The sequence below is a fragment of the Streptomyces xiamenensis genome, assembly GCF_000993785.3.
Classification (GTDB): domain Bacteria; phylum Actinomycetota; class Actinomycetes; order Streptomycetales; family Streptomycetaceae; genus Streptomyces; species Streptomyces xiamenensis.
In genome coordinates this window covers 742,866-754,736 of the sequence record NZ_CP009922.3, presented here as the reverse complement: position 1 = coordinate 754,736, position 11,871 = coordinate 742,866, and the positions used below count along the sequence as shown (strand labels likewise).

Genomic DNA, 11,871 nt, shown 5'->3' with positions numbered 1-11,871 from the left:
ACGACCTACGAGAGCCCAGCCACATGTACGAGTTGTCCCGGGTCCGCCTCTACTCGATCGGACCGGCCGGCGCGCGCTACGCCGACACCGTCCTCGATCTGCGCGGAGTCGGCGATGTGGTGCCCACCCCGGCCCCCGCCCAGGCGGACTTTTTCGAGGAGGAGCCCACCGGGCCGCCGCGCCGCCCCGCGCCCGCCGGGGTGCTCTTCCTGGAGAACGGCGGCGGCAAGTCCGTCCTGCTGAAGCTGATCTTCTCGGTGATGCTGCCCGGCCACCGCAACACGCTGGGCGGGGCCAGCTCCGGTGTGCTCCGCAAGTTCCTGCTCGCGGACGACTGCGGTCACGTGGCCCTGGAGTGGCAGCACACGCTCACCGGCGAGAGCGTGGTGGTCGGCAAGGTCAGCGAGTGGCGCGGGCGCCAGGTGTCCGGCGACCCGCGGAAGTTCGCCGAGGCCTGGTACTCCTTCCGGCCCGGCCCGGGGATGAATCTGGACTCGCTGCCGGTGGCCGAGTCCACCGCGCTGCGGCCCCGCGAGGACCGGGGCGAGGGCGCCTCCGGTGCGCGCGGACGGCGCCGCACCATGAAGGGGTTCCGGGACGTCCTCACCGAGACCGGCAAGGCCTACCCGAACCTGGACGTGGTGTGGGAGGAGATCCACGAACGGTGGATCGAGCAGTTGCAGCGGCTCGGCCTGGACCCGGAACTCTTCCGCTACCAGCGCGAGATGAACGCCGACGAGGGTGAGGCGGCCGGGCTCTTCGCGGTCAAGAACGACTCCGACTTCACCGATCTGCTGCTGCGCGCGGTCACCGACACCCGGGACACGGACGGGCTCGCCGACCTGGTGCACGGCTTCGCCCACAAACTGGGCCGCCGCGCCGAACTGACCGCCGAACGCGACTTCACCGCAGGCTCCCTTGACCTGCTGGGCCGCATCTCCGAGTCCGCCGCCGAGTGCGAGCAGGCCCGTACGGTGCACGGCACCGCCGAGCGGCGGGTACGCGCCCTGGCCGCCCGGCTGGCCTCCCGGGGCAGGACGGAGCGTGACCGGGCGGCGGAGCTGGCCGCCGGGGTCGAGTCGGCACAGGCGGCGGTCGCCGCCGCCGAGCACGAGCGCGCCGACGCCTCCCTGATCGCGGCCGAACTGGCCTACCGCCACGCCTCGCTGGCGCTGGCGGCGGCCGAGCGGGCGGCGGCGGCGCAGCGCCGGGAGCTGACGGACGCCAGGACGCTGCAGGCCGCGTGGCAGGCGGCCGAGACCGTACTGGCCCACCGGGCCGCCGCTGACCGCTCGGCCCGGGTGGCGGCGGCCATCCAGGAGGCGGAACGGGACGCGGCCCCCGCGCTGGCGGCCCGCGGCAAGGCGGCGGGCGAGCTGGTACGGGCGCTGCACGCGGCGGCCGAGGACAGCGAACGGGCGGCCGGCGAACAGGAGGAGCGCTCCGCCGGGCTGCAGCGTGAGTCCGAGTCGGCGCACCGTGATGCCACGGCGGCGGCCACCGCCGCCCAGCGGGCCCGCAGCGAGTCCGAGCATCTGCGCCAGCGGCTGGCCGAGGTCGAGGCGGAGACGGCGGAAGCGGTCCGCAACGGCTGGCTGGAGGGCGCGGACCCGGCCCGAGCCGCCCTGTCCGCCTCCGACGCGGAGAAGTCGGCGACGGCCGCCTGGGAATCGGCGCGCGAGGCGGCGATCCGCGCAACGGAACAGCTGCGCGACGCCACCACGGCCCAGGCGGGCGCCGATCTGCTCGCCGCCCGCTCGATGGACGCGGCGCAGGCGGCGCAGGCCGCCTGGGAATCCGAGCACGCCACCGCAGGCGCGCTGGCCCGCGAACCACGGCTGGCCGAACTGCTCAGCCTGGCCCCCGGCCGCCGCCCGGCCGGGGACGGCGGCGACACCTCGCGGGACGCCACCACGCCCGAGTCCGCCACCGGCCGCCAGGAGGACGGGCCGCTCACCGCCGAGGAGCTGGACCGCAACGCCGAGGCGCTGACCGCTCTGCTGGAGGAGCGGGTCGGCGGGGCCGAGCGGCTGCTGTTCGAGCTGCGCACCGCCGCCGCCGACGACTCGCGGATCCTCGGCGCGCTCGGGGACGGCGGGCTGCTGCCGCCGGGCCCCGACGTGCTGGCCACCGTCGAGTTCCTCGGCGAGCACGGCATTCCCGCGCTGCCCGGCTGGCGCTATCTCGCCCAGGCCGTGGACCCCGCCGACCACGCCGCCGTGCTCGCCGCCCGGCCCGAGCTGGTCGACGGCGTGATCATCACCGACCCCGGCAGCCACGCCCGCGCCCGCGAGGCCCTGGCGGGCGCGGCCCTGCTGCCCCGCTCCACCGTCGCGGTCGGCACCGCCGCCGCCCTGCTCGCGCCCACCCCGCCGGCCGGCGGGGTGGACAGCGGCGTCTTCCTCGTCCCGCCCAACCCGGCCATGCACGACGAACGCGCCGCCGACGACGAGCGGCAGGCACTGCGCCGGCGCGCCACCGAGCGCGACACGGAGATCCGTGCGCTGGCCGCCCGGCTCGCCGGGGACCGTACGCTCGCCGCCCGGCTCGCCTCCTGGCGGGCCGGCTGCCCCGCCGGACGGCTGGCCGAACTGGCCGCCGCCGCACGGGAGGCGAAGGAGAGCGCCGCCACCGCCTCGCAGCGGCTCGCCCACGCGGCCACCGCCCGCGCCGAGGCCGAGGAGATCGCCGGCGAGGCCACCCGCGTCCGCGACGAGGCCCAGGAACGCGTGCAGCGCGCCCGCCGCTCCGCCGACGCCCTCGCCGGGCTGGCGTTCCGGCTGCGCGAACGCGCCAACTGGCAGCTCAGAGTCCGTGAACTCGCCGTCGAGGCGGCCGAGTCGGAGGCCACCGCCACCGAGTGCCTGGAGCGGGCCAGGGCCGCCGACGAGGACCGCCGCGCCGCCCAGCGCACCGCCGACGACACCCGCCGCACCGCCCGCGCGCTGCGCGCCGAACGGGCCCAGGTCACCGGCGCCCCCGACGAACTGCCCGCAGAGGTACCGTCCACCGCGCTGCCCGATCTGCGCGAGGCGTACCGCACCGCCTCCCAGCTGTACGAGAAGGTCGGCGTCGGCGCCGACCTGCGGGCCGAACAGGCCCGCGCCGAGGGCGACGAGAGCGCCGCCAGCGCCGCCCTGGAGCGGCTGACCAACAAGGTCCGTACCCGGGCCGCCAAGCTCCTGGCCGAACTCGACGGCGCCGACGGCCCCTCCCGGCAGGCGGCCGCCGCCCGCGCCGAGTCACACGTCCAACTGCTGGAGTCCCGCTCCTCCACCGCCAGCGAGCAGCTCGGCCGGCTGCGCGGCGAGGCCGAACGGCTCGCCCCCGAGCAGGGCGACGCCCACACCGGCCTCCCCGAGGACCGGGTCCCGGCCGACGCCGAGCACGCCCGCGACCTGCTGCGCACCGCCACCGCCGAACTCGCCGCCCGGGAGGACACGTTGCACGCCGCCCGGGCCGCCCACGAGGAGCTGCTGCGCGAGCATCACACCGCCCGCGACGGCGCCGGCGGCTTCGAGGAGACCGCCGCCCTGCTCCGCGATCTGCTGCGCGACCCGCAGCCCGACCAGCCGGCCGCCGAGGGCACCGAGCCCGACGACACGCCCTACCCCGGCACGCTCGCCGAGGCCCGGCAGTCCGCCACCGACGCCCGCCGCGCCCTGCGCACGTGCGCCACCGCGCTCTCCGCGGCCGACAGCGCCGTCCGCGAGGCGGGCGACCTCCTCGTACGGCACGCCAACGCCGCCCGCTACGAACAGGTACGCACCCCCGCCCGGCAGCAGATCCGCGAGCTGCCCGCCGCCGCGCTGCCCGAACACGCCACCGCCTGGGCCGAGGCGTTCGCCCCCGGCTGCGCGTCCTCACCGATGAACTCGCCCAGCTCGAACGCAACCGCGACTCCATCGTGGACCGGCTGCGCGGCCTGGTGGAGTCCTCCCTGGCCACTCTGCGCTCCGCCCAGCGGCTGTCCCGGCTGCCCGAAGGGCTCGGGGAGTGGTCGGGGCAGGAGTTCCTGCGTATCCGGTTCGAGGACCCGGACCAGGCCACCCTGAGCGAACGGCTCGGCGAGGTCATCGACGAGACCACCCGCGCCGCCGTCAAGAAGAACTCCGACCTGCGCCGGGACGGCATGTCCCTGCTGCTGCGCGGCACCCACGCCGCGCTGCGCCCGGGCGGTGTGTCCGTGGAGATCCTCAAGCCGGACGCCGTGCTGCGCGCCGAGCGGGTGCCGGTCGGACAGATGGGCGACGTGTTCTCCGGCGGCCAGCTGCTGACCGCCGCCATCGCCCTGTACTGCACCATGGCCGCGCTGCGCAGCAACGACCGGGGCCGGGACAAGCACCGGCACGCCGGCACCCTGTTCCTCGACAACCCCATCGGCCGCGCCAACGCCACCTATCTGCTGGAGCTCCAGCGGGCGGTCGCCGACGCGCTGGGCGTCCAGCTCCTCTACACCACAGGGCTGTTCGACACGACCGCGCTCGCCGAGTTCCCGCTGGTCATCAGGCTGCGCAACGACGCGGACCTGCGGGCCGGGCTCAAGTACATCAGCGTCGAGGAGCATCTGCGGCCCGGGCTGCCGCAGCAGCGCGGCGCTGAATCAGAGGCCATCCACGGGGAGATCACCGCCACCCGGGTCTACCGCAAGCCCGCCGACAGCCCGGAGGCGCCGGCTCACTGATCGTAGTGCCACAGGGAGGTGCGCCGGCGGGCCACACTGCTCGGTACGGACATCACGCCGTTCCGCTGCCGCCACGCCTGCCGGGTGATCCAGATGTCCAGCACCGCCCAGGTCGCCACGACCGTGGAGGCCACCGACGAGATCGTCATCGGCAGCGCCAGCCAGGATCCGGCCAGCGTGCACAGCAGGACCACGACGACCTGACTGAGTGTCAGTGCGATGATGATGACGGCCCGCACCGCCGCGTTGCGCACCGGATCGGGCATCCGGGGTCTCGCATACACTCCGCCGTCCTCCGGTACGGTGAGATGTGCTGGTATGTCCTGCCGCTCCATGGTACGGCCCCGCCCCGCTCACGCCCTCACCAAGTCCTCACGCCCAGCCGCTATCAGCGGTAGTAGGCTCGCGCTGTCGCAGCACGCAACAGCACGGACACACCCCTGGGAGGGCCCGCACGTGCGAGGGAAGTCGATCCGACGGAAGATAGGGGCCCTGCTGCTGGTACCCCTGCTGTCGCTCGTGTCGATCTGGGCGTTCGCCACGGCCATCACCGTCGCCGAGGCCAGATCCCTGCTCGCCGTCGCCTCCGTCTCCGACAGACTCGGCACCCCCGCCGAGAGCGTCATCCACGCCATCCAGCAAGAGCGCCGCCAGACCCTGGTGTTCCTCGCCGACCCGCGCCGCTCGGACGCCCTCGCTCAGCTGCGCACCACCCAGGAGTCCACCGACAACACCGTTGCCGAGGTACGCGAAGAAGCCGCGGGCGGCGCTCGCGACGACCTCAACGGGGGCGCCAAGGAACGGCTGGACGCCTTTCTGTCCGGTCTGGACGGTCTTTCCGCGCTGCGCGATCAGGTCCACAGCAACACCATCTCCCGTACCGCCGCACTCAATGCCTACACGGTCGTCATCGACCCGGGATTCCGGTTCCTGGCCGCCCTGCACCTCGTGGAGAACGTCGACCTCGACCGGCACGGCCGCGCCGTCGTCGGCATCGCGCAGGCCCGCGAGTACCTCTCGCGCGAGGACGCGCTGGTGGCCGGGGCGCTGGCGGCGGGGCGCATCACCGACACCGAACTGCGCCAGGTCGGCGACCGCATCACCGAACGCGACCTGGCCTACACCACCTACCTCCCCGACCTCCCGCTGCACGACCAGCAGGCCCACGACACCTTCTGGGACACCGGCCCCGGCCACGTCCTCACTGTCGTCGAGGGCCGGCTGCTGGACGGCGGCACCCGCTCCGCCCGCGCCGACCAGTGGGTGGACACCGGCGGCAATGCCCTGGAACAGCTGCGCTCCCTCGGGGAGGCCGCCCAGGAGCGCTACCAGGACGCCGTCGACCCCGAGGCCACGGCCGTGCTGGTACGGGCCGGGGCGGCCGGCGTGCTCGGCGCCGCCGCCGTGATCCTCTCGCTGATCGTCTCGCTGCGCATCGGCAGTGCGCTGATCCGCGACCTGATGACGCTCTCCAAGGAGGCCAAGGACGCCGCCGAGGTACGGCTGCCCGGCGTGCTGCGCCGCCTGGCAGCCGGCGAGCGGGTGGACGTGGAGACCGAGGCACCGCACCTGGAGTACGGCCGCGACGAGGTCGGCCAGGTCGGCCAGTCCCTCAACACCCTGCAGCGCGCCGCAGTCGCCGCCGCCGTCGAACAGGCCACCGTGCGGCGCGGCATCTCCGACGTCCTGGTCAATCTGGCCCGCCGCAACCAGGTGCTGCTCCACCGTCAGCTGGGCCTGCTGGACGCGATGGAGCGGCGCACCGACGACGCCGACGAACTCGCCGATCTCTTCCGCCTCGACCACCTCACCACCCGGATGCGCCGGCACGCCGAGGGCCTGGTCATCCTCTCCGGCGCGGCCCCGGCCCGGCAGTGGCGCAAGCCCGTCCAGCTCATGGACGTGGTGCGGGCGTCGGTGGCCGAGGTCGAGGACTACGAGCGCGTGGAGCTGCACCGGATGCCCCAACTGGCGGTGGCCGGCGGCGCGGTGGCCGACCTGACGCATCTGATCGCGGAACTCCTGGAGAACGCGACGGTCTTCTCCCCGCCGCACACCGCCGTTCAGGTGTCCGGGGAACGGGTCCCGCACGGCTACACCCTGGAGATCCACGACCGGGGCCTGGGCATGACCGCCGAGGCGCTCCACGAGGCCAACGAAAGGCTGGCGCACACCCCCGAGTTCGACCTGTCCGACACCGACAGGCTCGGCCTGTTCGTGGTATCCCGGCTGGCGGAGCGGCACGGGGTGCGCGTCTCCCTGAAGGAGTCCCCGTACGGCGGCACCACCGCGGTCGTGCTGCTGCCCGGCGAACTGCTCACCGAGACCGGCGACGGCCCCGGGGAGCGCAATCCGCTGCCCGAACGCCCCGCGCCGCCCGAGCTGTTGAACGGCCCGGTGGACGGGCCCGTCGAGCTGGAGGCGCCGGTCGGCTTCCGGAGCCTGGAGCATGCCGGGGAGGGCGCACGCGGCTTCGGTCCCTACCCCTTCCCCGACGACGGCGATGGCGACGGCGACGGGCGGCGCGGCGAACGGCCCCGGCACGCCCGCCCCGACGAGTACCCCGCACACCACGAACCCTCCGCGTACCCCGCGCCACCGCGCCCCGCGGACCCCGTGGATCAGGCCGAGCACACCACCGCGGCCGATCCCGCACCGCCCATCCCGCTGCCGCAGCGGCGCCGCACCCCGGTGCTGGTCGCCGACCACGGGCGGCAGGTCGGCGAACCACCGGGCGAGGAGAATCCCGCGCCCGGTCACCAGGAGGAGGACGGCGGTGGCACCACCGTCGCCGGGTTGCCGCGCCGGCAGCGCCGCACGCCGCCCGCCTCCGCCCCCGCCGCGGTCCCCGACACCTGGGACGACGAGGAGCCGGGCGCCCACGCCACCGTCACCGACCTGACGGAGCAGGACGCCGACGAGGTGCGGGCCAGGATGGCCGCACTGCAACTCGGCTGGCGGCGCGGCCGGCAGCACAACGACCACCGCGACAACCGCAACGACACCAGGCGGGACGATGACCCGCAGGCACCGACACCGTAAGGGGCAGACCCATGACTGCACCGGGGGCCGACGCCCAGGACGGCACACCTCAGGATGGTGAGCGGCTCGACTGGCTGCTCGACGAACTCGTCGGACGAGTGGCGGGAATCCGCCATGCGCTGATACTCTCCGCCGACGGTCTGGCGCGCGGCGCCTCCCAGGCGCTGAGCCGGGAGGACAGCGAGCAACTGGCGGCCGTGGCCTCCGGGTTCCACTCACTGGCCAGGGGGGTGGGACGCCACTTCGCGACCGGCGGGGTCCGCCAGACCCTGGTGGAGCTGGATGACGCGTTTCTCTTCGTGGCCGCGGCGGGCCAGGGCAGCGCGCTCGCCGTCTTCGCCGAGATCGAGGCGGACATAGGACAGATCGGCTACGAGATGACGCTGCTGATCAAGCGGGTCGGCGCGCACCTGGGCACCGCGCCGCGCGGTGGCCCGGGCGAGAGCTGACCGGCCGGCCGATGAGCCACGGCTGGTTCGACGAGGAGGCGGGACCCATTGTGCGGCCCTACGCGATGACGCGCGGCCGCACCCGCGGGACCGTCGATCACCCCCTCGACCTGATCGCCCTGGTGACGGCCAAGACCGGTGACCAGGAGGGCGCGGCCGGAACCGGCAGCGATCTCACCGACCGCGAACTGGCCCCCGAGCACGCCGAGATCATGCGCCGCTGCCGCCGTACCACCGAGTCGGTGGCGGAACTCGCCACCGGCCTCGACCTGCCGGTCGGGGTGGTACGGGTGCTCATCAGTGATCTGCTCGACGCCGGTCTGGTACGGGTCAGCCGCCCGGTCCCCGCCTCCCAGTTGCAGGACGACAGCACACTCCGTGAGGTGATCGATGGTCTCCGGGCCCTTTGAACGCGGCCGCGGCAGGTCCGCGGACCCCACGGCACTGAAGATCCTCGTCGCGGGGGCCTTCGGTGTCGGGAAGACGACGCTGGTCGGCGCCGTCAGCGACATCAAGACCCTCCAGACGGAGGAGTCGCTGACGGAGGCCGGACGGCCGGTGGACGACATCCGGGGGGTGGCGGGGAAACGATCCACCACCGTGGCAATGGACTTCGGCCGGATCACCATCAGCGACTCGGTGATCGTGTACCTCTTCGGCACACCGGGGCAGGAGCGGTTCCGCTTCCTGTGGGACGAGCTGGCGCGCGGGGCGCTGGGCGCGCTGATCCTCGTGGACACGCGGCGACTCGCGGACAGCTTCTCGGTGGTCGACTTCTTCGAGACCCGGGGGCTGCCGTTCGCGGTGGCGGTCAACTGCTTCGAGGGGGCCGTGCGTTACCCGCCGGAGCAGGTGCGGCGCGCGCTGGATCTGGACGAGGACGTCCCGGTGCTGCTGTGCGACGCACGCGAGCGTTCCTCGGCCAGGGACGCGCTGGTCGCGGTGGTGGAGCACGCGCTGCACCGGTCGGCACGGCAGCGCTCAGCCGTGTCCTGAACGGGAGTTGCGGCCGTGACGTCCTGAGGTTGTCCCGCCCGTGTCGCGAAAAGGTGACAACGCCCGGAAGGGCGAAACCATTCGGCGCGCCCGGCGCGTCGGTGATCAGCGACGGTGGCGGTCATCGGGACCCACGGGGGTGGCTCCGGTGGCCGCCGCCGTTGCCCGTGTCAACGACCGAGTGAGTCCAGGGACACGGGGAAGTCGAAGAAGGTCTCCGGGTACGGTTCGGCCCGGTGGCCGAAGTGCCACCATTCGGTCTCCACCGGTGCGAACCCCTCCGCCCCCAGGGCTGAGGCCAGCACCCGGCGCGCGGCCCGTGCCTCCCCGGGGACGTCGGGGGAGTCGCCGTGCGAGCGCGGATCGAAGAAGTCGAATCCGGTGCCCATGTCCACCGGATCGCCCCCGTCCGCCCCGGTCAGCGTCAGATCGACCGTACTGCCTCTGCTGTGACCCGACTTCTCGGCCAGGTAGCCGTCCTCGACCAGCCGCTCCTTGGGCACCCGGGGATAGAACTCCGCCCGGGTGCGGCCGTCCTCGGGCTGTTCCATCCAGCGCAGGAAGTGGTCCACGGCACGCTGCGGCCGATAGCAGTCGTACACCAGCAGCCCGTAGCCCTGGGCCTCCAGCGCGCGGGCGGCGCGTTCCAGGGCGTGCGCCGCGTCCGAGGTGAGCAGGCACTCGGCCTGTTCGTACCCGTCCACCCGCTCGCCGGTGAAGTTGTGCGGACCCGCGTACCGCATCTCCTGCCGGATGGCCGGGGCGACCTCGCGCAGCGCCACGAAGTCGGCGGGGGCGGTGTCCGTGACCGCCGGCGGCCCCTGCGAGCCGGACAGCGGCAGGACGAGAGCGGTACCGGCGACCGCGGCGACGGCCAGCAGGGCGGGGGAGCGGCGCATAACCGGTTCCTATCAGGGGTGGTCCCGTGCCGCGACAGGTGTGCGGCCAAGGTGGTGACGGTGTGCCGGATTCTTCACGTACCGGGTGCTGGGCGACGGGGTTACCCGCTCGTAACGTGAGGGGTACTCAGCAGTAACTGTGGTCCGGACCCCAGCAGCTGCCGCGCTGTCACCCCCCCATGTGAGTCCAGCGAGGAGCCGCCCCGTGAAGCTGCCCCGGAACGACACCCGTATCCGCACGAGACGACTGACCACCGGCCTGCTGCTGGCCGCCCTGCTCGCCGTGCTGCCCGCCCCGGCCACGGCCGCCACCGCCCCCGCCTCCACCGGTGCCCCGGCCGCTGCCGCCGCCACCGGCGGCTGGAACAAGGAGAACTGCGTCCCCGCCGCCGCCCACCCCCGCCCCGTGGTCCTGGTGCACGGCACCTTCGCCGACGGCACCAACAACTGGCTGGGCCTGGCGCCCTATCTCGTCCAGCGCGGCTACTGTGTCCACTCCTTCGACTACGGCCGGCTGCCGGGCGTGCCGCTCGTCGGCGGCCTGACCCCGATGGAGGACTCGGCCGGTGAACTCGCCGCCCATGTCGACCGGGTCCTGGCCCGCACCGGGGCGAGCGAGGTCGACCTGGTCGGCCACTCGCAGGGCGGCCTGATGCCCCGCTACTACCTCAAGCACCACCCGGGAGCGGCGGACAAGGTCAACGCGTTCGTGGCGATCGCTCCCAGCACCAACGGCACCACCCTGCTGGGACTCACCAAGCTGCTCGACCTCTTCCCCGGCCTGGACCGGGCCATCGCCGAGGCCGCCCCCGCCCTGTCCCAACAGGTCGCCGGTTCCGACTTCCTGCGGGAACTGAACGCCGACGGCTACACCGTGCCCGGTGTCACGTACACGGTGATCGCCACCCGGTACGACGAGGTGGTCACCCCGTACCGCTCGCAGTTCATCGAGGAGCCGGGGGTACGCAATGTGCTGCTCCAGGATCTGTGCCCGCTGAACATCTCCGAGCACGCGACGATCGGCCTGCTCGACCGGACGGCCTTCCACGAGACGGCGAACGCCCTCGACCCGGCGAACGCGCGGCCGACGAACTGCTGGTCCTTCCTGTCCTAGTTCGCCTCGTAGAGCCCTTCGGCGTAGCGGGGACCGTAGTGCTCCTCCAACTGCGCCAGGGAGTCGGCGGGACGCTCCAGCGCCTGGGCGATCCGGGCCCGGCTGGGCAGTGCCTCGGGCTGCCAGCTGTCCGGGTCCCAGGTGTGGGAGCGCAGGAACGCCTTGGAGCAGTGGTGGAAGATCTCCTCGATCTCCACCACCAGGGCGAGCTTGGGACGGTTGCGCCGCACGATCATCTCGTCCAGGAACGGCGCCTCGCGCACGATCCGGGCGCGGCCGTTGATCCGCAGGGTGTCGCCGCGTCCGGGCAGCAGGTAGATGAGCCCCACCCGCGGGTTGGCGAGGATGTTGCGGAACCCGTCCAGGCGCTTGTTGCCGGGGCGCTCGGGGATGGCGAGGGTGCGGTCGTCCAGCACGAGCGTGAAGCCGGGCGGATCACCCTTGGGGGAGACGTCGCAACTGCCGTCGGCGGCGCTGGTGGCGATCAGGCACAGCGGTGAGCGGGCCAGCCATGCGCGGTCCAGGGCGTGCAGCGCGGTGCGCGCCTTGTCCCGGGTGTACGGGGCGGGTTCGCCGACCAGCTCGCGCAGTTCACTCTCGGAGGTGACTTCCACGAAGGTGTCGGGTGCCGACGTCATCGCGCTCCCCTTTCCGGGTCTGCCCCCCAGGTGCTGACAGCACGAAGCG

Annotated in this window: 8 protein-coding genes and 1 pseudogene; 6 read left to right on the top strand and 3 right to left on the bottom strand. The window is 73.7% G+C overall.

Annotated features, from left to right (window positions below; genetic code table 11):
• Nucleotides 1-23: 23 nt before the first annotated feature.
• Nucleotides 24-4,684: pseudogene (locus SXIM_RS03370) on the top strand (coiled-coil domain-containing protein).
• Here the strand turns inward: SXIM_RS03370 and SXIM_RS03365 are convergent.
• The gene (locus SXIM_RS03365) at nucleotides 4,678-5,019 is read right to left on the bottom strand and encodes a hypothetical protein (protein WP_234306765.1); all 342 of its coding nucleotides are present in this window, start codon (nucleotides 5,017-5,019) and stop codon (nucleotides 4,678-4,680) included. The pseudogene SXIM_RS03370 and the gene SXIM_RS03365 sit on opposite strands and share 7 nt — an antisense overlap.
• A gap of 121 nt (nucleotides 5,020-5,140) precedes the next feature.
• Between SXIM_RS03365 and SXIM_RS03360 the strand changes: the two genes are divergently transcribed.
• Genes SXIM_RS03360 through SXIM_RS03345 form a run of 4 tightly spaced genes read left to right on the top strand, consistent with a single transcriptional unit; the run spans nucleotide 5,141 to nucleotide 9,171 of the window.
• Nucleotides 5,141-7,726: a sensor histidine kinase gene (locus tag SXIM_RS03360; RefSeq protein ID WP_046722899.1), complete on the top strand. Its 2,586-nt coding sequence runs from the start codon at nucleotides 5,141-5,143 to the stop codon at nucleotides 7,724-7,726.
• An 11-nt stretch (nucleotides 7,727-7,737) separates the two neighbouring features.
• Nucleotides 7,738-8,175 (top strand): roadblock/LC7 domain-containing protein, encoded by a 438-nt coding sequence (locus tag SXIM_RS03355; protein WP_030727951.1) that lies wholly within the window; start codon nucleotides 7,738-7,740, stop codon nucleotides 8,173-8,175.
• A gap of 11 nt (nucleotides 8,176-8,186) precedes the next feature.
• On the top strand, nucleotides 8,187-8,585 hold the full coding sequence (locus tag SXIM_RS03350; protein WP_030727948.1) for a DUF742 domain-containing protein: 399 nt from the start codon (nucleotides 8,187-8,189) through the stop codon (nucleotides 8,583-8,585).
• Nucleotides 8,566-9,171 carry a GTP-binding protein gene (locus SXIM_RS03345; RefSeq protein WP_030727946.1) on the top strand — a complete coding sequence of 202 codons (606 nt, stop codon included), beginning with the start codon at nucleotides 8,566-8,568 and terminating at the stop codon, nucleotides 9,169-9,171. Before SXIM_RS03350 ends, SXIM_RS03345 begins: the two co-directional genes overlap by 20 nt.
• A 170-nt stretch (nucleotides 9,172-9,341) precedes the next feature.
• Here SXIM_RS03345 and SXIM_RS03340 read toward each other — a convergent pair whose 3' ends face one another.
• Complete coding sequence (locus SXIM_RS03340; RefSeq protein WP_030727944.1) at nucleotides 9,342-10,070, bottom strand: M15 family metallopeptidase; 729 nt, start codon at nucleotides 10,068-10,070, stop codon at nucleotides 9,342-9,344.
• A gap of 247 nt (nucleotides 10,071-10,317) precedes the next feature.
• Between SXIM_RS03340 and SXIM_RS03335 the strand changes: the two genes are divergently transcribed.
• Nucleotides 10,318-11,184, top strand: a complete 867-nt coding sequence (locus SXIM_RS03335) for an esterase/lipase family protein (protein WP_168222799.1) — start codon at nucleotides 10,318-10,320, stop codon at nucleotides 11,182-11,184.
• On the opposite strand, the gene SXIM_RS03330 is transcribed toward SXIM_RS03335, so the two are convergent.
• A complete protein-coding gene (locus SXIM_RS03330; RefSeq protein ID WP_030727939.1) occupies nucleotides 11,181-11,822 on the bottom strand; it encodes a pyridoxamine 5'-phosphate oxidase family protein in 642 nt (213 codons plus the stop codon). The two genes, SXIM_RS03335 and SXIM_RS03330, sit on opposite strands and share 4 nt — an antisense overlap.
• Nucleotides 11,823-11,871: the final 49 nt, after the last annotated feature.

Coding starts and splice junctions, on each gene's coding strand:
- SXIM_RS03365 (WP_234306765.1), bottom strand. CDS start 5,019: ATGGAGCGGCAGGACATACCAGCACATCTCACCGTACCGGAGGACGGC.
- SXIM_RS03355 (WP_030727951.1), top strand. CDS start 7,738: ATGACTGCACCGGGGGCCGACGCCCAGGACGGCACACCTCAGGATGGT.
- SXIM_RS03350 (WP_030727948.1), top strand. CDS start 8,187: ATGAGCCACGGCTGGTTCGACGAGGAGGCGGGACCCATTGTGCGGCCC.
- SXIM_RS03345 (WP_030727946.1), top strand. CDS start 8,566: ATGGTCTCCGGGCCCTTTGAACGCGGCCGCGGCAGGTCCGCGGACCCC.
- SXIM_RS03340 (WP_030727944.1), bottom strand. CDS start 10,070: ATGCGCCGCTCCCCCGCCCTGCTGGCCGTCGCCGCGGTCGCCGGTACC.
- SXIM_RS03330 (WP_030727939.1), bottom strand. CDS start 11,822: ATGACGTCGGCACCCGACACCTTCGTGGAAGTCACCTCCGAGAGTGAA.